Source organism: Bradyrhizobium sp. USDA 4538 (assembly GCF_024171045.1).
Taxonomy (GTDB): domain Bacteria; phylum Pseudomonadota; class Alphaproteobacteria; order Rhizobiales; family Xanthobacteraceae; genus Bradyrhizobium; species Bradyrhizobium australafricanum.
Map to the genome: position 1 here is coordinate 194,061 of NZ_JALJZE010000002.1, position 20,049 is coordinate 214,109.

Consider the following 20,049-nt stretch of genomic DNA (forward strand, 5'->3'; position numbering starts at 1 on the left):
CAGCATCTTGATTCAGAATCCGATCGATTGGGACTCCCTATCGATTCAGACTCAGACGATCATGCTCTAATGACGAACGGGGGGGAGCACAGGTGCACTGTGCCTCCCTTTTCGCTGCTTTGATGCCTGTCAGCAATCGAGCGTGGTTTCGCGCTCCCATGCCGTCAGATGGCGGGAATACGAATTCCACTCGTCGGTCTTGAGCTTGATGTAGCTCGGTATGAACTCGTCCAGCCTTTCCGACAGCACCGGTGACGATTTCAGCGCTCGGATCGCGTCAAGCAGATTCAGCGGCAGCTTTTTGCCCCCCTCGACTGTATGACCTTCGGTGTACATGTTGATATCGAGGCGTTTGCCGGGATCGCGCTCATTGTCGATGCCATCCTGCCCGGCAGCAAGCAAACCCGCCTGCAGCAGATAGGGATTGGCTGCTCCGTCAGCCAGTCGCACCTCGAAGCGCCCCCCTTCGGGAATACGGATCAGATGGGTACGATTATTCCCCGCATAGGTCACCGAGTTCGGCGCCCAGGTCGCTCCAGACGTCGTACGCGGCGCATTGATGCGCTTGTAGGAATTGACGGTCGGATTGAATAGAGCAGCAAGCGCATCGGCCGAGTGCATGATGCCGCCGAGGAAGTGATAGCCGAGCTTTGAGACCCCGAGTTCGCCGGTTTCGTCCTCGAACAGATTGCGGCCATCTCGCCACACCGAGACATGGGCATGGCAGCCATTGCCGGTCAGGTCGACGAACGGCTTCGGCATGAAGGTGGCGCGCAGCCCGTGCTTCTCGGCGATCGCGCGCACCATGTACTTGAAGAACGCGTGACGATCCGCCGTCTTCAAGGCCGCGTCGAAATCCCAGTTCATCTCGAACTGGCCGTTCGCGTCCTCGTGATCGTTCTGATAGGGTTTCCAGCCGAGCGACAACATGGCATCGCAAATCTCGGCGATCACGTCGTATCGTCGCATCAGTGCCTGCTGATCGTAGCAGGGCTTTGACTGGCGGTCGGCGCCATCGAAAATCCCGGTACCGTCGGGCGAGATCAGAAAGAACTCACATTCGACCCCGGATTTCAGCTCATAGCCTTTGGCGGCGGCATCGGCGATCAGCCGCTTCAAGAGATTGCGCGGCGCTTGCGCAACGGGCTTGCCGCTCATCCAGGGATCGGCGGCAAGCCAGCCGACTTCAGGTTTCCATGGCAATTGGATTAGGCTTCCCGGATCTGGCATTGCGAACATGTCAGGGTCGGCCGGCGTCATGTCGAGCCATGTTGCAAAGCCGGCAAAACCCGCGCCGCTCTTCGCCATGCCGTCGATCGCGGCGGCGGGCACCAGCTTGGCGCGCTGCACGCCGAACAGGTCGGTATAGGATATCAGGAAATATTTGATGCCTTTCTCCTGCGCGGTGGCATGAAGACTGTTGGTCATGGTTCCCTCTTTGATGCTTCAATACCCCGGCATTGGATACTTGCAGCTCATTAGGGCTCACGAACTGCGAGCCCGCTACTTCGTGATTCGCGGAATCCAGTTCGTTCCGGCGAGCGGCACGCCCGCCATGGCTGCGGCCTCGATCGTCAGTGCGACGAGATCTTCTGGTTCGAGATTGTGCAGGTGACTCTTTCCGCAGGCGCGCGCGATCGTCTGGGCCTCGATCGTGAGCACCGAAAGGTAATTTGCCAATCGACGCCCCGCCTTCACGGGATCCAGTCGCGCTGCAAGCGCGGGATCCTGCGTGGTGATCCCGGCGGGGTCCAATCCCTCCTGCCAATCGTCATACGCACCGGCAACCGTACCGAGCTTTTCATACTCCGCTTGGAGCTGCGGATCGTTGTCGCCGAGCGCAATCAGCGCTGCGGTGCCGATCGCCACCGCATCCGCGCCGAGCGCCAGTGCCTTCGCGACGTCGGCGCCGGTGCGGATACCGCCAGAGACAATCAACTGCAGCTTGCGGTGCAAGCCCAGATCTTGCAGCGCCTGCACCGCGGGCCGGATCGCAGCCAGGATGGGCAGGCCCACATTTTCGATGAAGACTTCCTGGGTTGCAGCGGTGCCGCCCTGCATGCCATCGAGCACGATCACGTCGGCGCCGGATTTTGCCGCTAGTGCCGTGTCGTAATAGGGACGGCTGGCGCCGACCTTGACATAGATCGGCTTTTCCCAATCGGTCAGCTCGCGCAATTCCTCGATCTTGATCTCCAGATCGTCAGGTCCGGTCCAGTCCGGATGCCGGCAGGCTGAGCGTTGGTCGATGCCCTCCGGCAGCGTGCGCATCTTTGCGACCCGCGCCGAAATCTTCTGCCCCAGCAGCATGCCGCCACCGCCCGGTTTTGCGCCCTGCCCGATCACGATCTCGATTGCGTCCGCCTTTCTCAGATCGTCGGGATTCATGCCATAGCGCGACGGCAGATATTGATAGACCAGGATGGAGGAATGCCCGCGCTCTTCGAGCGTCATCCCACCATCCCCGGTGGTCGTCGACGTCCCCACTGCAGAAGCGCCGCGCCCCAAAGCTTCCTTGGCTGGCGCCGACAGGGCACCAAAACTCATGCCAGCAATGGTGACGGGAATCTTCAGCTTGATCGGCTTCTTGGCAAAGCGCGCACCCAACGTGACATCAGTGCCGCATTTTTCGCGGTAGCCTTCAAGCGGATATCTCGAGATCGAGGCGCCCAGAAATAGGAGGTCATCAAAATGCGGCAACGCACGTTTTGCGCCACCACCGCGGATGTCGTAGATACCAGTTACAGCTGCGCGTTGAATTTCGGCGATCGCTTGCGGGCTGAAGGTGGCAGAGAAACGCGGCGGGGTGCGATGAGGCGGCGGAACGGTCATCAGGAATCCTGCTCAATAGGCGTCGACGTTGTCGATATGGAAGTGATAGAGGCGGCGCGCAGAACCGAACATCTTGAAGTCATCGGGACTGACCGTGTCCGTCAGAGCCGCGCGTTTCAACACCGAGCGGAGGATCGACTTGTCCGCCGTCGACATTTGCTTCTCGATGCAGTCAGCTCCAAGGCCTGCGACATTGCCGCGCACGAACAGCCGGGCTTCGTAGATGGAATCGCCAAGCGCATCACCGGCGTCGCCGAGCACGACGAGATTGCCGGCCTGCGCCATGAACGCGCTCATCGGCCCAATCGACCCTTTGACGACGATGTCTATGCCCTTCATCGAGATACCGCAGCGCGCAGATGCGTTGCCGTCGATCACGAGCAAGCCACCGCAGCCGGTCGCGCCGGCGGCCTGGCTGGCGTCTCCCCTGACGCGAACCTCGCCCGACATCATGTTCTCGGCAACGCCAACGCCAGCATTGCCCGAGACAACGATCGTCGCTTGCTTGTTCATGCCGCCGCAGTAATAACCAACATGACCTTCGACTTCGATCGTGACCGGCGCATCGACGCCGCAGGCGATCGCATGTTTGCCGCCAGGATTGGTTACGACCCAATGAGTGTCATGGGCGGTAGGCGGCAGAGCATGCAGCATCGCGTTCAATTCGCGCAGCGGCGCTTTGGCAAGATCAAAGCTCGACATCAGCGTCGCTCCCACGCGTAGATGGTTGCGGGTTTCGGCTCGAAGAGATGGGCCTTATCGACCCCCGGCAACATCGCCAGCGCACGATATTCGGAGCCAAAGGCCACATAGTCGTCGGTCTCGGCCATCACCGCTGGCTTGCAGGCGATCGGATCGCGCAGCACCGCGAATCCGGTCTCCGTCCCCACGACAAAGGTGTAGAAGCCGTCGAGATCGGTGAGACTCTGCGTCAAAGCATCCTTGAGCGAAGCGCCTTCCCGGATCTTCCAGCTGAGATAGCCCGCGGCGACCTCGGTGTCGTTTTCGGTTTCGAACGTCATGCGCGCGCGTCGCAGGACGCGACGCACGCCGTTGTGATTCGAGAGCGATCCGTTGTGGACGAGGCATTGATCGGGACCGGTCGAGAACGGGTGCGCGCCGCGCGTGGTCACTGCCGATTCCGTCGCCATACGGGTGTGGCCAATACCGTGGCTGCCCGCCATTCGTGCCAGTCCGAACCGCTGCGCGACTCGTTCCGGAAGGCCGACCTCCTTGTAGAGCTCCATTCGCGTCCCGGCCCCTACAAAGCCGATGTCCCCGCGCGCAGCGATCCAGCCGCGCGCTTGTTGCTCCTTGGTCGCGGGAAGCGAAACCACCGCGTGGCTATCGCGATAGGTAGTGACCAGATTGTCCCCAACTGCCTGTCCGAGCTCGGGGATCGCCTCGCGCAGCGCCGCCTCGCTCGCGCCGCTCACCGTCAGTTTCACGCGCCCCCGCTCGCCATCGCCATAAACAGCGAAGCCAGCGCTGTCAGGGCCGCGATCACTCATCACGGCAAGCATGTCCGACAACATCGCCCCGAGCTCCGGCTCAAGCCTCGGCCGCTTCAGAAACAGCCCCACGATTCCGCACATGAAATCCTCCACCATCGTGGTTGCGCCAACGCGCAACCCTTAGCCGACGTAACCTGTACGGCAATTTATATTCCTGTCAAGCAACGGTTAGACAACCCGTCAATTTTCGGAAGGCTGCGCCCACAAGCCCTGAGAGAACGAGATAACGTCGCGTCGGCGAGATGAGATCGCGCCGACGCGACGGCGTTGCAGAAAACCCTCAGCTATGGATGGCCTCGCCGTGCAGCGCGAGATCCAAGCCGATCTCTTCGTTTTCCTTGCTGACGCGCAGACCGATGGTGATGTCGATCAGCTTGAGGAGCACAAAGCTAATCACGCCAGACCAGACCAGGGTCATGCCCACGCCTTCGAGCTGGAGCAGGATCTGCCCGGGATTACCGTCGACGAGACCAGCCTTGCCGGTGCCGCCGATCGCGGCGATCGCGAATACGCCGGTCAGGATGGCACCCAGGATTCCGCCGACGCCGTGTACGCCCCAGACGTCGAGTGCATCGTCATAGCCGAACATATTTTTCAGCCCCGACACACCCCAGTAGCATGTAACGCCGGCCGCAAGGCCGATGATCAAGGCACCGCTGACGCTGACGAACCCGCAGGCCGGCGTTATGGCAACGAGGCCGGCGATCGCTCCCGACACGGCGCCAAGCAGACTCGACTTGCCGCGCATTATCGCTTCGACCAAGCACCAGGAGACGATCGCCGCAGCAGTCGCGCCATGGGTGTTGATCATTGCGATCCCCGCTGAGCCACCAGCAGAAAGCGCGGAGCCGGCGTTAAAGCCGAACCAACCGACCCACAGCAGAGCGCCGCCGATCATAGTCAGGAGCACATTGTGAGGCACCAGGGCGTCTGTGCCGAACTCCTGGCGCTTGCCGATCATCAGAGCGGCGATCAGTCCGGCGATGCCCGAATTGATGTGAACGACGGTGCCGCCCGCAAAATCGAGCACGCCAGCGTCGGCGAGGAAGCCACCCGGCCCCCAGACCATATGCGCGATCGGAGCGTAGACCAGCAAAAGCCAGAGCGACAGGAACAGCATCGCCGCCGAAAACTTCATCCGATCCGCCGGACCACCGAGGATAATGACGGGCGTGATAATGGCAAAGGTGAGCTGGAACATCACGAACACAAATTCTGGAATGGTTTGTGCCGCCGGCGCCAGCGTGTCTGGCGCAATGCCCTGCAGCATGAACTTGCTCATGCCACCAAAGAACGGATTGCCTTCGGTGAAGGCCAGCGTATAGCCGATGACGATCCAGATTACCGATAAGATACCGGCCGCAAAGAAGCACTGCATCAGAACTGCAAGCACATTCTTCTTGCGCACCAGGCCGCCATAGAACAGTGCAAGACCCGGTACCAGCATCATCAGGACCAACAGCGACGAGGTCAGCATCCAGGCCGCGTCGCCGGAATTCAAGGCTGGGGCCGGCGTGGTTGCCGCCGGCGTTGCGGTCTGCGCCAGACCTTCGCCGAAGCCAGCCATCAAGAACACACCGGTGGTCAAAACTACGTCACGCATCTTCTTCAGCATTTGAACAGTGTCTCCCCTAAGAGCCTAGGATTTTGGGTTGCCGCGTCGTGGATTTGATAAGTCGGGGCCTCGTCGAGGCAGGTCGAAGCCTTGAATCGATGTCGATGCGCTGGAGCCACTTACCTGGTTTATCGCGCCGCGCGACACGCCCAGTAGGATGGCCGCAAAGTTTCGATCTGGTGGGCCGAAGGACAGCGATGATGAACTTCATTTGCGCTTCCATTGCATGCCGCGGGATGTTTCCCGACAGGCAACAAATTTGAATACAAATATCGTGCCAATTGTTCTGCGCCAGAAATTTTCTTTCTTGATGAGAAATTTTAACGGGGCACGGGCTCTACCTCGCCCCGTCCCGAGTGACCGGCCGCCTCAGGACCGCGGGCTGTGGCTAGAATTCAAGCAACAGAACAATCTTGTGGCAGGGCGAAAGGCTTCCTGCCGAGAACTCCCCGTGCGCCCTGAATCGGCCGGGCCGCCGAGCAATGTGGGAAATCGCAGCAGGGGCTGCGCTTGGCTAGAGCATTTTCCACATGATGTGGATCATCTGGTGTATCCAGCATGCCTAAAGTAGTTGGCACACATCTGCGGCGCAAACGACTTGACGAGTTTGCCGATGAGTTTGAGCAGGGCTTGGACCGTGCGGGTGGCGCCTTTGCGCAGCGCAGCTTTCAACCGGGAGAAGGCCTGTTCGATTGGATTGAGGTCGGGCGAGTAGGCCGGCAGATAACGCACGCGGGCGCCGACAGCCTCGATCGCCTCGCGGACACCGGCGATCTTGTGAGTGCGCAAGTTGTCCATGAAGACGATGTCGCCCTTGCGCAAGGTCGGCGCCAGGACTTGCTTGACATAAGCCAGGAACGAGGGCCCATCCATTGCACCGTCGATGACATAGGGCGCCGTGAGGCCATCGATGCGCAGCGCGGCGACAAGCGTCAGCGTCTTCCAGTGACCATGGGGCACGCCAGAGACGAGGCGCTCACCGCGAGGAGAGCGCCCATAGTGCCGGACCATCTTCGTCGTGACCGCAGTCTCGTCGATAAAGATGAGGCGCGGTGCACGCAGCTTGGGCTGCTCGGCTTTCAGCGCGGCACGCTCGGCAGCGACGTCAGGTCGATCCTGCTCGGCGGCGTGCAGTGTTTTTTTTGAAGGTGATGCTGTGACGGTCGAAGAAACGCCAGATCGAACCGATGCCGGCCTTTTGCTTTCTCTGAGAGCGCAGACGCGCGCGGATCTCCTCGAGCGTCAGGTCCGGCTCCGCGGCGATCAGCTCGATCAGCCACTGCTTGTGCTGCTCCAACGGCGAGCGGCTGTGCCCGGTGCCGGGCTTGGCCTCAACGTTTCCGGTCTTCCTCCAACGATCCATCCATCGGATCGTAGTCGAAGCGCCGAGATTGAGAATGCGCGCAGCCTCACGTGCGCTTTCGCCGGACTCAACAAGCTCAACCGCACGCACCCTGAGGTCCTTGGAGTATCCCTTCGCCATCGCATGCCCCGCATGTTGTCGCGGGCAACACCGAATCTGATTTGCGTGCCCGTGGGAATCCCCTTTGACTGTTCCGATTCACCTCAACTGGAAACCGCTCTAGCCGTAGGCGCCGGGCCACAGTATAGAGGGGCGACGATTTTATCATCCGGTCGGACGATCTGCGGTAGCCGCGCTTTGGGGGCGGACTGAGCAGATTCAGCGAGGTTTCACCGTGGTTAAACGCGCCATCAAGCGTTCGAGAGCGGACGCACCGCGGCAAGAACCGGAGCTTCTGACCGGTTCGTTAGCTCCCAAGGAAGTAACCCCCACTCTTGAATCCGAAATCGGAGCTGAAGTCCGAAGACTGAGGAAGGAGCTGGACCTCACGGTGCTGGAGCTCGGCGCGGCGGCCGGCATTTCAGCCGGCATGATGTCCAAGATCGAGAACGGGTCGATCTCGCCCTCTCTGGCGACCCTATCTGCGCTGGCGAAGGCCTTGAATGTGCCGATCGGCCGTCTATTCCGCGAAAGCACCGAGCAACGTGATTGCTCCTTCGTGAAGGCGGGTACAGGCGTCCGTATCGAGCGGCGCGGCACCAAGGCCGGGCACCTCTATGACCTGCTCGGGCATAGCGTCGGCGGCGATATCGTCGTTGAACCGTACCTGATCACATTGAAGGGTGACGCCGTTCCCTATACTGATTTCCGGCATGCTGGGGTAGAGTTTATCTACATGCTCACGGGCAAAGTACGCTACCGACACGCCGATCGTAGCTATCTGCTGGAATCCGGCGACGCGCTTTTCTTTGACGCGGCAGCCCGCCACGGTCCGGAAGAGCTCATAAAGGCACCGATGACGTATCTCTCCATCATCGTTTATCCGCGGCGCAGCCGAAATTGACTGCGGGTTAGACGCCGAGGAATGTGACAGCCATGACGAGACCGTATGCTGCGATGGAAACCATCGGCGCTATAGTCCGCTACTCGGCCAGGACGCCATCCAAATCAGGTAAGAGGAGTGTGAGGTGATAGCGGGGGAGCGCGACCACCTTTCCCCACACCAACCAAACCTATCTCATCCAATCCTCGGCGCAAGGAACAGCATGAACCCTTGGGCCGAGTCAGCTTCTACGCCCCTGAAAATCCCCGAACCGAGGACGGGCGAAAGGGGGCGATATAGCGGAAAATCGAACGGTTTCGCGTAATCGCGATCGCCACCGTGCTGGCGGTGATCGCAGCAAAGGCGCCCATCGATCCATCCTACCGCACGCCCGGTGCGAAGGATTGCTTCGCTTCGCTCGCAATGACGGAACTTACGCCTGCCGCACCACTCCGCCCGCGTTCATGCTGCCGTCGATGACGATCTCGGTGCCGGTCACATAGCGAGATGCATCCGAGGCCAGATACAACGCGCCTTGCGCGATCTGAATCGCCTGCCCGGCACGGCCGAGCGGCGTCGCAAACCTTGCGCCCTCGTCGGGATCGATCGGCGCATTCTGTCTAGCGCCTGCGGTACCCGTCGGAATCTTGCCCCACATCGGCGTATCGATAATGCCGGGATGCACGGAATTGACGCCGAGGCCGGCGAGCGACGACATCATGATGATCGAGCCGCCGCCGTGTTTGCGCATCAGGGGCAACGAATACTTCACCGACAGGAACACGCCGTCGAGATTGATCGCGGTCTGCCGGCGCCAATCCGCAGGCGACATCTCGACGATCGAAGGCGCGTTGATGCTGATTCCAGCATTGGACACCATCACATCGAGCCGGCCATGGCGCTTAGCGACCTCTGCCACGACCTCGATCCAGCGCTGCTGGTGATGTCCTGCGGCAGGAAGCTCACATCGCGAACCGCCTTCTTGAGACGCGCGGCGAGTTCCGGTCCCCTCAACTCATCGATATCGGTTGCGATAACGGTCGCCCCTTCCTGCGCAAACAATTCGACGATTGCCTCGCCGATGCCCGACGCACCGCCGGTCACCAGCGCGACCTTGCCTTGAACCTGTCCTGACATATCCACTCCGAACATTTCCTATCTGATCACCGTCGGGCCCCGATCCGATACCGCGACGTCGAGTACACGGAACTGCACACTTTCGGTGCCTTGCCAACGGTCGACCGCAAGAGAGCCCGCCACGGGCAATTGCTGGCGCGATTGTACGTCAACGCGCTGCCGAGCTTCTGTCCGACCGAACGGGACGCGACGTATGGCTTCTCCGCGATCTACACCGGCGCCGGCTCAGGCAAACAGTCCGGCCTCGCGATGGAGCTGACGTTCAGCTACGATTCCACCGTCGGAGATCAGCAGATCCTGCAAGCCTTCAACATGGGGCATGTCGGTCTCGCCGAGGGCGCCCCTCAGGGTGGCATCGCGCGCGGACATATGCTCGAAGTGCTCCAGATTCAGGGGGCGACGCTCGCTCTGATCTGATGCTATCTTTCGATCAGGATCCAAGCTGATCCGCGAACGAGCTGCCGCGAACAAGCGCGCGGCTCGTTTTACCAGAAGTCTTCGTTGGACATGCTCTACGACATCACCGCATTAACAGCTGCGCTACGCGTCGCCTTGAGCAATATCATCTCGCCTCCCGCCATTCGTCATCTCGGTCCGGTTCGATTCAATTGCTGGCGTCTTGGCGCCGCGTTGATTGCGCTGATCGGACTTGTCGCGTGGCGCGGCGCCTGGTCGCTGCCGACACATGGTCAGTTGCTAGCGCTCATTCTCTCAAGCGCAGTCGGCATTGTCCTTGGCGACTCTCTCATTTATGCAGCGATGAGCCGGCTCGGTCCGCGTCGAACAGCGCTGCTCTACACGAGTTGGTCTCCGTTTGCTGCATTGCTAGGCTATGCAGTGCTGCGCGAGTCGCTGTCTCTCGCAACATTGTTGGGCATTGGACTCGTCGTAATTGGTGTGTCGCTCGCTATCAGCTATCGCGACGTGAAAAGCACAATGACGTCGGAGGAGACCAAGGGAACGTTGGCCGTTGGGGTCCTGTTCGGTTTGCTCGGCGGGTTGTCAGCAGCGGGTGCCGTCTTGATCGCCCGTCCCGTTATGGCCGCCGGCGTGGATCCGGCAACGGCAGCAGCCATACGAGCTTCCGTCGGACTCGTTGGCTTGCTGATTGTCGCGCAGCTCCCAGGTTTTCGAAGCCAGGGGCCGATGACAGGACCGATTGCGATACGTTCGGCCGCAAGTGGACTTTTAGGTATGGGAGCGGGGATGACTCTTGTGCTTTTCGCCCTATCAGCGCGGCCGGTTGGCGTCGTCTCGGCGCTGTCTGCCACGACGCCGGTTTTGATTCTGCCGCTGCTCTGGTTGGTCAACCGTAGTCGGCCCGCAGCTTTGGCGTGGATTGGTGCGGCGGTTGCCGTTGTTGGAATCGCCGCGATTTCGAGTGGCTACTGAGGGGCCACCAGATCTGCTCCGGGTGCGCACTCATCGCGGCGCGTCTTGCGACCCCGCGCTCAGCTTGAATCAAAGTCATTAGTCGTGTGATTGATAATCATTCAAAAGACCGCACGGGCGCCGCCGTCGTATCAATTCGGTGTGATCGACCGATTGGTGTGAGAGCCGAACAATGCATCGGCGGTGCCCGTCCTGTGGCCGAGGCCGAGTCCGCATCCATCAATCGACTTAGTCGCACTCGATCGCTGGCAGCGAAGCTCTGTTTCGCCAGGGCGTCGCTGACGGCCTGCTCGATGGATGCGAGGGATTTTCCAGCCGCATATGTTCCAGCGAGGTTCACGAGCTTCTTCGTCCCGTACACCGTGAGCGGTGCGAGTTTCATAAGCGTGTCGTCGCCATAGATCGGCGAGCCACCAACGACGACCAAGGCCACATCCGCCGGCATTACGCTAACGACCGACAAAGTCGGTGAGCTCACGTCACCGCGCACGACAATAACGTCGGCCTGACGGCCGGCATCGAGTGAGCCGACATGAGCGTCAATTCTGACCATCTTTGCGGGCTTCGTTTTCGCCATGGCGATCAGCTTATCGGTCTTGAAGAATGGATAGCGCCGGCTCGCGTAACCCAACTCCTGCAGCATGCCGGCGCTTCCCGATGGGCTCCAGTCAGGCGCAAATCGCGGGCGGTACCTGCAATCCGTCCGCTGCGGCAATGTCGGTGGTCGTGTCGTAAAGTTCATCGTTGCCCCGCGGCGACCAGATGAGACCGGCGTCACCCTTCGCGATGGCGTCGAAGTCGACCCTTCGAAGTGCCGTACCGTGAATGATCCCTATTCCAGGCGTGAGCAATCCGGCGCTCTTCAACATGAAGGATTCGTGATGCGCGCTCGCATCGGTTGGTGCACCTTCCGACAGGTGAACGGTGAGACCGCGCAGGAGGCCGGCCTTGAGTTCGCACAGAATGAATTCCATTCGATCGCGAGCGCCCTCATGCGGGAACACTTCGTTGTCGACGAGATCGAGGAGCCGAGGTTGGGGATTATTGGCGTCCTTCTGGTAGGGATCTTTGGCGGGTCCGGCATCATGAACGGCAGGCCCGACCAGAGATCAAGATTTCAAATGAGGCCCGCTGTGCACTTCTTGTTGTCGTTATGTTCGTCAGTTGGATGGAGGCTGCCGAGCGAGGAGGTCGTACCGCCGGCGATCGCTTTGATCTCGGCCAGGATCTCTACCTTGCAGGCCGCGGCGTCGAGAATCGCATTGTGTGGTGAGACTAGGTTGCGGTCATACTCGGCATAGTCCTGCCACTCGTACCGGTTGGCGAACTTTCTCGGGCGCAGCCATCGCGGAAGGACGTACCAGTAAAGATGGTTGTGCTGATCGATGAAGCCGGTATGGATGATGCCGGGAACCTTGACCGGCGCCGCGGTGATCGCGCCACTTCCTTGTGGGCCAACTGCCGCGATCTTGTCGCCTGAGATCGCGAGCACGCCGTCCGGGAGGACGGCGCCGGGCGTCAGGGCGGTTCCATGCACGCTCCAATCCGTGGCATCCGCTGGATGTCGACGTGAAACCGATCAAGGGCGGAAGTCAAAAGCAACAGATAGAAAGAACGAGTGACACGCGTCCAAGGCATATCGGCCTCCGCCTGCACCGTGGGAGCCAGGCGGGGGAGACGGCTTTTCTTTTCAGCGCAATGAACAACAATCGGCGTTGCTTTGTTAGAAAACGTGAAGTTAGACTCGCTCTCGCTAAGATTGTAAGTCAAGGTGTCGGCTGAATGATCGGTTCGGGTTGCCGCCGCAAAATGCCTTCCCTGATGGCGGTCCGTGCTTTTGAAAGCGCCGCGCGCCTTGGAAATTTCACGGCGGCAGCCGACGAATTGCTGCTAACCCAAAGTGCTATCAGCCGCCACGTCCGCAATCTGGAGCAACGCCTCGGGGTCCAGCTTTTCCATCGCCCCGGCCGTCATGTTGCTCTGACCCAGGACGGACGCCGCTACATGGAAGTGGCGGCAGACGCTTTCGACCGCATCGCCGCGGCCACGGCATCGTTGCGCCATTCACGGCACGCCCAAGTACTCACCATCAGCATGCCTCCCTCGCTTGCGATCAAATGGTTCACTTCGCGGATGGCGCAATTCCTTGAGTTCTGTCCAGGAACGGAACTGCGCATCCGGGCATCCTGCCAGCTTGCCAATTTCGATGATGACAGCATCGACGTCGCCATCCGTTATGGCCGCGGCAATTGGCCGGACGTGGAGGCCGAACAACTGATCGGCGAGCAGGTCTTCCCTGTTTGCAGCCCGTCCTATCTCGATGTGTCCGGCAACCTCAGCGATCTGCGCAAGGTCAGGTTTCTTCATGCCGACCTGCGCGAGGATTGGCGGACTTGGTTTCAGGCCGTCGGGCGGGCAGTCCCTGACGTGCTCCATGGCCCAAGGTTCGACGATGCGACATCCCTCCTGCAGGCAGCCATCGACGGTCTGGGCCTGGCCCTTGGTCGGACCCTGATGGTGGAAAAGGATCTTCGTGAAGGCCGTCTTGTGGCGCCATTTGACACGGCCCTGACCTCGGACTCTGCCTACTGGTTCGTTGTGCCCAAAGATCGAGCGCGCCATCCCCTGGTCGATGATTTCCGGCGCTGGATTCATCGGGAGGTCCAAGACATAAAGCTAGCGGTCCCGCGGGTGGCCGCTGCATGAGTTAGATTCATCAATTGCACGAATAAAAACGCGTTTTGCCGATCTAGGCAATCTCAAGGTCGACTCGCGCTGCTCAATCCTATTCCTGGATCTTGCGACCGGCGCAACGCTACAGATTGCCGGCCGCGGCAGGGTGATGAACGAGCTCGCACCGCTCCTTCACGTTTCACTTTTCGCGCCACGTCGTGAATCCCACGATCGTGTCCCTGAGCGTGGTGTAACTGGCGGTAGGGCACCGCGTTCGCCGGCATGAGCCGGACTGGTCAGCTGGCGATAGCCGGGAGGCTGACGGTTGGATCATCGCTCAACGGCGCGATGGTTTCCAGCGTCATGTAACGGGCGCGCTGGACGGCCCATTCATCATTCTGTTCGAGCAGGATCGCGCCGATGAGGCGGACGATGGCGTCCTCATTGGGGAAGATGCTAACGACCTCGGTCCGGCGCTTGATCTCGCCGTTGAGGCGCTCGATCGGGTTGGTCGAGTGCAGCTTGGTGCGGTGCTGCGGCGGGAACGTCATGTAGGCCAGCACATCGGTCTCGGCCTCGTCGAGGAAGCCGGCGAGCTTGGGTAGCCTGGGGCGGAGCTGATCGGCGACCTTCCGCCATTGCGCTCGTGCGGCCTCGGCATCGTCCTGGGCAAACGCAGTGGCGATGAAGGCGGAGACGACACGCCGTCCGCTTTTGCCGGCATGGGCCAGCGCGTTGCGCATGAAGTGTACGCGGGGGTCGTTGAAAAAGCTGCAATTGGCTGATTCCGTTCTCGTCGACGATTCGCGATCGGCGGAGCAAACGAGATGCTGGGGCGCAAGGAGCGGGATCAGTTGGAGCTCTTCATCGCTGGCTCGCTCAGACAGCTCGTCCCAGATGAGCACGTGCTGGCGCGGGTCGATCGCGTGCTCGACCTGTCTTGGCTAAGGGAAGAGGTCTCCGACTGCTATTGCGCGAACGACGGTCGGCCAGGCATCCCGATGGCCCGACATGGTTTCCATTGCTGCACCCAAGCTCCTGGCTGCTCGCCGTCGGGCTTGCAACCGCATTCGCGACCGGCCGCCCCACCTCGGTCACTGGTGCAGTCAGGCGAGCCTGGCTGAGGGGGCGCAAGCCGGTTCTCGCCATTGCACTTTTTCTTGCCATGGCCCAGGTGATGATCATGTCGGGCGTCGCCGGCGGCCTCGCGAAGGGGCTGCGGCTGCTTCTCGGCCCGTTCGCCGTTCTGGCGACACCCCTGCTCGGCGGACTGTTCGGATTTCTCACCAGCAGCAGCAGCGCGACCAACGGTCTGCTCATGCCTTCTCAGGCCGCACTTGCCGCCGAGACGCATCTCAGCTTGCTCTGGCTTGCCGCGCTCCAGAACTCGGTTGCCGCTGCCGCGACCATGCTTTCGCCGGTCCGCATCGCGGTCGGTTGCGTCCTTGTCGGGCAACCTGATCTCGAGAGGACCGTATATGCACGCGCATGGCCGCTTGGCCTAATTCCACTGATCATCCTGGTGGCGGCAGCCGCTCTTCTACTCGTTTGAGGTCGATGCGGCAGAGACTTTCGCCCCAATGAATCGGAGTACCAACCTGCAAACCCAGCGTTCTTAGAAAGGAGAAACGACCATGACCGATCAACTACTCTGGACGATGCTTCGTCAACTACTGTGGATCATGAGCTCTTCGTCGCTCGTCATCATCGTCTTTTGCACCGCCGAGGTCATCGCGGGGAAATTCAAGTTTCACTCGCTGAACGACTCGATCCTGGATCTCGGCACGTTCGCCTTTCCAGAACTTGTCGTCAGCCCCTTGGTCATCTACGTCGTCGCGGCGATCACGACGACCTTGCTGCCAGGAGACGCAGGAGCGTTGGCGGGCACGTCGATCTGGATACAGATCATCGCGTTCCTGCTTCTGGATGACATGGTCAGCTACTGGTACCACCGCGCCACACACACTTTTCCCTGGCTCTGGTACTTTCACATGGCCCATCATACGCCAACCTATATGAGTGCCAGCATCACCCGCCGGAATAGCTACATCTACCTGATCATGCATCCGAATCTTTATCTTGTCGGGATCCTTATTTACTTGAGTTTCGGCGACACTTTCATCTGGTACATCGCCGTCAAGAATACCGTGCTCACGGCGGCCCACAGTGCCATCCGCTGGGACTCCTTTCTCTACCGCTACGAATTCCTGAAGCCGATTGCATGGGTGATCCAGCGCACGATCTCCACGCCGGCCACGCATTGTGCCCATCACGCCACGCGTGAGGATGACGGCATCGGGCACTTTAACGGCAACTACACCGTTCTTCTGTTCCTGTGGGACGTTCTGTTCGGAACCGCACGTATTACACAGCAATATCCTCCGGAGTTTGGCGTCCCGGTTGACCCGGTGAAGGGTCCCGAACCGTGGTTCGTACAACTTCTCTATCCGCTGTTCTCTCCATCGCGCCAACCGGCAGCGGCTCCGCTTGACATCAGGCCGACGTCGGAAGAGCAATATTCCAGATGATCACACGAGAGAGGAGGCCGCGCGCGGCCCTGCCTCATCAATCGTCCGCCGATCAAAATTTACCTACCGGCTGCCTGGTTCGATGGATGCTCGATCCGGCGACCAGTGTGCGCAGGTGGTCGCCGCGGTAGCCATCGCCCTCGGTTCGCAAGTGCTCCGGGTGTGATGTCCGCGGATGTAATGTCCGAGACGGGCTGACGCAGCATCCGACATGACATCGTCGACGCAAATGACCCCCACAGCAGACAAGAGAACTCAATTGCTCAACTCATTGGAGCGGGGAAGTATGCCACACCGACAATAGACAGTTGATGCGGCTTATGCTCGCCTTTCCTGTCAGGCCTAGTCTGACTGAGTCACAAAACCGCCGGCCAGAATCAATGATGGTTGCAGCATGGACCATTAGCCGATGAGGCCGATATGAGCGGGCGTGGCACGAAGACGAGCGAGGAGCGATTTGCGGCATATTTGGAGGGGCTTGCCAGTGTCATCGGTCATGCTGATCGGAAGGCGCCGCTGCGCGACTATTGCGTCGGCCTGATGGCCTGTGGCGGTCGCAAGAGCGTGGAGCCGATGGCGGCGGTGACGGCTCCGGAGCGGACGGCGGCCCAGCATCAATCGCTGCGGCATTTCGTCGGCAGGCGGCGCCTGGTCGGATGAGAAGGTGCTGAGCAAGGTACGCGAGATGGTCCTGCCGGCGATTGAACGCCAGGGCTCCATCGAAGCCTGGATCATCGATGACACTGGATTTCCCAAGCAGGGGCGACATTCGGTTGGAGTTGCACGGCAATATTGCGGGCAGCTCGGCAAGCAGGATAATTGCCAGGTGGCGGTGTCGCTGTCGATTGCCAACCACCACGCCAGCCTGCCTGTCGCTTACCGCCTTTATCTTCCGAAGGAATGGACTGAGGACCGCGATCGGCGGACGCAAGGTGGGCATTCCTGCCGAAGTCGGCTTCCAGACCAAGCCGGAGATCGCGCTGGAGCAGTTGCGGTGGGCCTGTGCGAGCGGCCTTCCGCGCGGTGTCGTGCTGATGGACGCTGGCTATGGCAACAACAGCGACCTGCGCACCGAGATCAGGGCGCTGGGATTGACCTATGTGGCGGGTCTTCTGTCGAGCACGACGGTATGGGCGCCCGGCACCGGTCCCTTGCTGCCGAAGCCATGGTCGGGCCGCGGCCGTCCACCAAAACTGATGCGCCGCAACCGTCAGCATCAGCCAGCCGCCGTCAAAGCGCTCGCGATCGGCCTGCCGGTCCAAGCTTGGCGCACCATAACGTGGCGGCAAGGAACGAACGAAAAGCTGACCTCGCGCTTTGCCCGCGTGCGGGTCCGTGCCGCGCATCGTGATTATTGGCAAACCACCCGGCGAGCGCAGGAATGGTTGCTGATCGAATGGCCGAAAGGCGAGGACCAGCCTACCAAATACTGGCTCTCGACATTGCCGGAGGATGTGGCATTCCGGACGCTCGTTGAGACGGCTAAATTGCGCTGGCGCATCGAACGCGACTATCAGGACCTCAAGCAGGAGGTCGGGCTCGGCCACTTCGAGGGACGCGGCTGGCGCGGCTTTCATCATCACGCAACGATGTGCATTGCGGCCGACGGATTCCTAATCTCCGAGCGGGAGACGATTCCCCCCTCAGGCGCTCGGCGCGCCCGGCCGATCCCGCTCAATCGCATTCCCGCAGATTACAGACCCCGCGGATCTGCCGCTGCGGACCCAACGTCACATTCCAAATTCGATCGCGACGATGCGACGGCGGCTCGAACATGGGCTCGTCCGAATGCTGTCGAGATGTCCTTGTTGTGCGATCAAGTTCGACCACTACACAGATCATCGTTTGTGACGCAGTAAGATTAGAGGGCTATGGAGGAGACATAGTTCGCATCATCGCCCGAGACGGCGCGCCAACTTCCCCAAAATCTGCTTTGTTTGCGAACGCCGAATACCGCCGGACGCCGCACTAATTGGGCTCTCAGTTGCGCCCATCGACGCGCTGATAGCAGTGCGCTCGGGCTTCCACCTCGGTACCGGCCTCCGAATCGAGCCAGCATGTCAGTCGGCGTTAAGCCCGCATCTGAATTTTTCGCCGACTTCTCCGCCCCGCAGAGCCGGAACAACGGCTAAGCGGCTCCGCTACGATCTAAGTGTACCGGCGGAAGTCCGATGAGACCGCAATCCCGAACTCGACGTGCTTGAGGATGCGCCCGACGAACTGGGCACAGCGCCATCCTCACCTCGGCACAAGGGCGGAAGAATTTTAGGAGTAGGTTGAACATTAAGATAACATATGATATTTGGATATCATGGGACATCCAAGCCGTCGCCGCCTTACCCGTGAACAGAGCCAGGAACAGACCCGTCGGCGTCTGATCGAGTCCGCCCGTCGGCAGGTCGCCACGCGCGGTTTCAATGCCGCGACGGTGCGCGACATCGCAGAAGACGCCGGCTATTCGCTGGGCGCCTTCTATTCGAACTTCGACAGCAAGGAATCGCTGCTGCTGGAGGTTCTTAGTCTTCACAGGTCCGAGGAAGCGCTGCGGGTCGCTTCGATCATCGATTCTGCTGGCGGCGATTTCTCAAAGGTGCTTGCCGGCATTGAAACTTGGGCGGAACAGCTCTCCAAAACCCCCAAGCACGCAATGCTAGCCCTCGAGCTTCAGTTGCAGGCTGTCCGCGACCCCAATTTCGGCGCCGCATATTCAGCTGCCATGGCCAAGCAGCTCGCGCTATATGCAGACCTCGCGCGCCGGCTGTTCGATCTCAGCGGAGCGACTCCGCCGGCGCCGCTAGAAGACATTGCCAGCGGACTGATGGCGCTTTCGCACGGCGTCTCACTCGACAGGGCGCTCGGCGTCGGGACGGGCTCAAGCGTGCTCCCTGTCTTTTTCCGTGCCCTTTTCCAGAAACACCCAGCAGGACACGCCCGGGCAGCGAAGCCCGTCGCGCGCATCGAGCCTCCGCAGCATCGGAGATCGTCATGACCATTCCGGAACATTCGTCCAAACGCAAGGCGCTTATCATCCTGTCGTCGGCGCGAGCCCTCCCGCTCCGCGAGCCGGCCGATCATGCGCCGATCTCGACCGGGTTCTTTCTGGTCGAGTTGGCGCAAATCCTGAAGGAGTTTGAGGGCACGCACGCGTTCACGCTCTGCACGCCTGATGGCGCGACGCCGCAACTCGATATCAACGGCATGTCGCTCCCATTCATGGCGACCGACCGGCTCCGGAGCAATGGCCTCTCAAATGCTCGCTCCGGGCGGATTTGCCCGGCGCCGTCCCGATCTGGTGGCGCGGCGGAACGCCGAGCTGGAACTGGGTCGTCGCCATCTCGGCCCGCTCCCGGTGTCCGACAGTCTGCCGAACACCGATCCGGAGGCAGCCGATTTGCGTGACGAGATCGTTGCGTCCTTCGGCGAGTTGGCGAAGAAAGACTATCTGTCAGCGAAAGCAGTGGTCGAGCGGCATCGCGACCCAAACGATGACTTCTCGCTCGCGGATTTCGACTTCATCCATTTTCCCGGCGGCCACGCTCCCATGGTCGATTTCCGGGATTCGCTCTGGCTCGGCGAGATCATCAACCTCGCTTGCGAGGAGAAGGTGTTGCTTTCTCTGATCTGTCATGCACCGGTGGCCATGACTTCGGCGCGGTTTCGCATCGATCAGGATGGCGCGCCCCGCGATTTCCAGGACCATCCGTTCCGCGGCGCGAAGCTGACCACGGTACCCAACTATGGAGAAGTGGTCGCGCTCACGACCAGCTATCCGAAGATTCCGGGCCAGAAGACCCGGCTGACCTACTATGTCGACGAGACACTGAAGCAGGCGGGCTATGAGGTTTCCCTGTCGCTCAACCCCGGCGCGGTTCGGGTGATTTGGGAGCCGCATCTTCGTCTCCTCACGTCCAACGGGCCGCAATCGGTCGACGCCCAGGCAAAACAGCTGCGCTCGATCATCGGATAACCGCAGCGACAAGATCCATCCTCGGATTTCTTCAGCGAAGGAATAA

The 20,049-nt window shown here is 60.7% G+C and carries 17 protein-coding genes and 4 pseudogenes; 10 read left to right on the top strand and 11 right to left on the bottom strand.

Features of this window, described 5'->3' with window-relative positions; translation table 11 throughout:
* Positions 1 to 129: 129 nt before the first annotated feature.
* The 6 genes from glnT to J2R78_RS42215 form a co-directional block, all read right to left on the bottom strand.
* Positions 130 to 1,428, bottom strand: coding sequence for a type III glutamate--ammonia ligase (gene glnT, locus J2R78_RS42190; protein ID WP_253610218.1), 1,299 nt, complete (start codon positions 1,426 to 1,428; stop codon positions 130 to 132).
* Between the two features lie 75 nt (positions 1,429 to 1,503).
* The gene (locus tag J2R78_RS42195) at positions 1,504 to 2,832 is read right to left on the bottom strand and encodes an FMN-binding glutamate synthase family protein (RefSeq protein WP_253610217.1); all 1,329 of its coding nucleotides are present in this window, start codon (positions 2,830 to 2,832) and stop codon (positions 1,504 to 1,506) included.
* A gap of 12 nt (positions 2,833 to 2,844) precedes the next feature.
* Positions 2,845 to 3,534, bottom strand: coding sequence for a protein glxC (locus tag J2R78_RS42200; protein ID WP_253610216.1), 690 nt, complete (start codon positions 3,532 to 3,534; stop codon positions 2,845 to 2,847).
* Positions 3,534 to 4,427, bottom strand: a complete 894-nt coding sequence (locus tag J2R78_RS42205; RefSeq protein WP_253610616.1) for a glutamine amidotransferase family protein — start codon at positions 4,425 to 4,427, stop codon at positions 3,534 to 3,536. The genes J2R78_RS42200 and J2R78_RS42205 overlap by 1 nt, the downstream gene beginning before the upstream one ends.
* Before the next feature lie 199 nt (positions 4,428 to 4,626).
* Positions 4,627 to 5,961, bottom strand: a complete 1,335-nt coding sequence (locus J2R78_RS42210; RefSeq protein WP_253610215.1) for an ammonium transporter — start codon at positions 5,959 to 5,961, stop codon at positions 4,627 to 4,629.
* A gap of 540 nt (positions 5,962 to 6,501) precedes the next feature.
* A protein-coding gene (locus J2R78_RS42215) for an IS630 family transposase (protein WP_253608102.1) occupies positions 6,502 to 7,444 on the bottom strand; the annotation gives its coding sequence in 2 pieces (ribosomal slippage) (positions 6,502 to 7,104 and positions 7,106 to 7,444; 942 coding nt in all).
* Between the two features lie 214 nt (positions 7,445 to 7,658).
* Here J2R78_RS42215 and J2R78_RS42220 point away from each other — a divergent pair.
* Complete coding sequence (locus J2R78_RS42220) at positions 7,659 to 8,327, top strand: helix-turn-helix domain-containing protein (RefSeq protein WP_253610214.1); 669 nt, start codon at positions 7,659 to 7,661, stop codon at positions 8,325 to 8,327.
* A gap of 412 nt (positions 8,328 to 8,739) precedes the next feature.
* Here the strand turns inward: J2R78_RS42220 and J2R78_RS42225 are convergent.
* Positions 8,740 to 9,443 (bottom strand): annotated as a pseudogene (locus J2R78_RS42225) (SDR family NAD(P)-dependent oxidoreductase).
* Positions 9,444 to 9,584: 141 nt separating this feature from the next.
* On the opposite strand from J2R78_RS42225, the gene J2R78_RS42230 reads away from it, so the two are divergent.
* Positions 9,585 to 9,860, top strand: coding sequence for a hypothetical protein (locus J2R78_RS42230; RefSeq protein ID WP_253610213.1), 276 nt, complete (start codon positions 9,585 to 9,587; stop codon positions 9,858 to 9,860).
* A gap of 90 nt (positions 9,861 to 9,950) precedes the next feature.
* Positions 9,951 to 10,835 (top strand): DMT family transporter, encoded by an 885-nt coding sequence (locus J2R78_RS42235; protein ID WP_253610615.1) that lies wholly within the window; start codon positions 9,951 to 9,953, stop codon positions 10,833 to 10,835.
* Between the two features lie 97 nt (positions 10,836 to 10,932).
* Here J2R78_RS42235 and J2R78_RS42240 read toward each other — a convergent pair whose 3' ends face one another.
* The 3 genes from J2R78_RS42240 to J2R78_RS42250 form a co-directional block, all read right to left on the bottom strand.
* The gene (locus tag J2R78_RS42240; RefSeq protein WP_253610212.1) at positions 10,933 to 11,478 is read right to left on the bottom strand and encodes an amidohydrolase family protein; all 546 of its coding nucleotides are present in this window, start codon (positions 11,476 to 11,478) and stop codon (positions 10,933 to 10,935) included.
* 25 nt (positions 11,479 to 11,503) lie between these two features.
* Entirely contained in the window at positions 11,504 to 11,809 is a 306-nt protein-coding gene (locus tag J2R78_RS42245) for a hypothetical protein (RefSeq protein WP_253610211.1), read from the bottom strand.
* 143 nt (positions 11,810 to 11,952) lie between these two features.
* On the bottom strand, positions 11,953 to 12,372 hold the full coding sequence (locus J2R78_RS42250) for a hypothetical protein (protein ID WP_253610209.1): 420 nt from the start codon (positions 12,370 to 12,372) through the stop codon (positions 11,953 to 11,955).
* A 245-nt stretch (positions 12,373 to 12,617) separates the two neighbouring features.
* Between J2R78_RS42250 and gcvA the strand changes: the two genes are divergently transcribed.
* Positions 12,618 to 13,541: a transcriptional regulator GcvA gene (gene gcvA / locus J2R78_RS42255; protein WP_253610208.1), complete on the top strand. Its 924-nt coding sequence runs from the start codon at positions 12,618 to 12,620 to the stop codon at positions 13,539 to 13,541.
* A 263-nt stretch (positions 13,542 to 13,804) separates the two neighbouring features.
* Here gcvA and J2R78_RS42260 read toward each other — a convergent pair.
* Positions 13,805 to 14,263: pseudogene (locus J2R78_RS42260) on the bottom strand (transposase); the annotation flags it as partial.
* Positions 14,264 to 14,335: 72 nt separating this feature from the next.
* Between J2R78_RS42260 and J2R78_RS42265 the strand changes: the two are divergent.
* The 6 genes and pseudogenes from J2R78_RS42265 to J2R78_RS42290 form a co-directional block, all read left to right on the top strand.
* Positions 14,336 to 14,506, top strand: a pseudogene (locus J2R78_RS42265) (IS5/IS1182 family transposase); the annotation flags it as partial.
* 23 nt (positions 14,507 to 14,529) lie between these two features.
* Positions 14,530 to 15,060 (top strand): L-lactate permease, encoded by a 531-nt coding sequence (locus tag J2R78_RS42270; RefSeq protein ID WP_253610207.1) that lies wholly within the window; start codon positions 14,530 to 14,532, stop codon positions 15,058 to 15,060.
* 82 nt (positions 15,061 to 15,142) lie between these two features.
* Complete coding sequence (locus J2R78_RS42275; RefSeq protein ID WP_253610206.1) at positions 15,143 to 16,036, top strand: sterol desaturase family protein; 894 nt, start codon at positions 15,143 to 15,145, stop codon at positions 16,034 to 16,036.
* 420 nt (positions 16,037 to 16,456) lie between these two features.
* Positions 16,457 to 17,895, top strand: a pseudogene (locus J2R78_RS42280) (IS701 family transposase).
* 452 nt (positions 17,896 to 18,347) lie between these two features.
* Positions 18,348 to 19,025 carry a TetR/AcrR family transcriptional regulator gene (locus tag J2R78_RS42285; protein ID WP_253610205.1) on the top strand — a complete coding sequence of 226 codons (678 nt, stop codon included), beginning with the start codon at positions 18,348 to 18,350 and terminating at the stop codon, positions 19,023 to 19,025.
* 249 nt (positions 19,026 to 19,274) lie between these two features.
* Positions 19,275 to 20,003 carry a hypothetical protein gene (locus tag J2R78_RS42290; RefSeq protein ID WP_253610204.1) on the top strand — a complete coding sequence of 243 codons (729 nt, stop codon included), beginning with the start codon at positions 19,275 to 19,277 and terminating at the stop codon, positions 20,001 to 20,003.
* The last annotated feature ends 46 nt before the right edge of the window (positions 20,004 to 20,049 follow it).

What these genes read in the sequence shown, in the direction of transcription:
- J2R78_RS42290 (WP_253610204.1), top strand. Translation starts at nt 19,275, where the DNA reads ATGGCCTCTCAAATGCTCGCTCCGGGCGGATTTGCCCGGCGCCGTCCC.
- glnT (WP_253610218.1), bottom strand. Translation starts at nt 1,428, where the DNA reads ATGACCAACAGTCTTCATGCCACCGCGCAGGAGAAAGGCATCAAATAT.
- J2R78_RS42285 (WP_253610205.1), top strand. Translation starts at nt 18,348, where the DNA reads ATGGGACATCCAAGCCGTCGCCGCCTTACCCGTGAACAGAGCCAGGAA.
- J2R78_RS42235 (WP_253610615.1), top strand. Translation starts at nt 9,951, where the DNA reads ATGCTCTACGACATCACCGCATTAACAGCTGCGCTACGCGTCGCCTTG.
- J2R78_RS42275 (WP_253610206.1), top strand. Translation starts at nt 15,143, where the DNA reads ATGACCGATCAACTACTCTGGACGATGCTTCGTCAACTACTGTGGATC.
- J2R78_RS42210 (WP_253610215.1), bottom strand. Translation starts at nt 5,961, where the DNA reads ATGCTGAAGAAGATGCGTGACGTAGTTTTGACCACCGGTGTGTTCTTG.
- J2R78_RS42240 (WP_253610212.1), bottom strand. Translation starts at nt 11,478, where the DNA reads ATGCTGCAGGAGTTGGGTTACGCGAGCCGGCGCTATCCATTCTTCAAG.
- J2R78_RS42195 (WP_253610217.1), bottom strand. Translation starts at nt 2,832, where the DNA reads ATGACCGTTCCGCCGCCTCATCGCACCCCGCCGCGTTTCTCTGCCACC.
- J2R78_RS42200 (WP_253610216.1), bottom strand. Translation starts at nt 3,534, where the DNA reads ATGTCGAGCTTTGATCTTGCCAAAGCGCCGCTGCGCGAATTGAACGCG.
- gcvA (WP_253610208.1), top strand. Translation starts at nt 12,618, where the DNA reads ATGATCGGTTCGGGTTGCCGCCGCAAAATGCCTTCCCTGATGGCGGTC.
- J2R78_RS42205 (WP_253610616.1), bottom strand. Translation starts at nt 4,427, where the DNA reads ATGTGCGGAATCGTGGGGCTGTTTCTGAAGCGGCCGAGGCTTGAGCCG.
- J2R78_RS42245 (WP_253610211.1), bottom strand. Translation starts at nt 11,809, where the DNA reads ATGGAATTCATTCTGTGCGAACTCAAGGCCGGCCTCCTGCGCGGTCTC.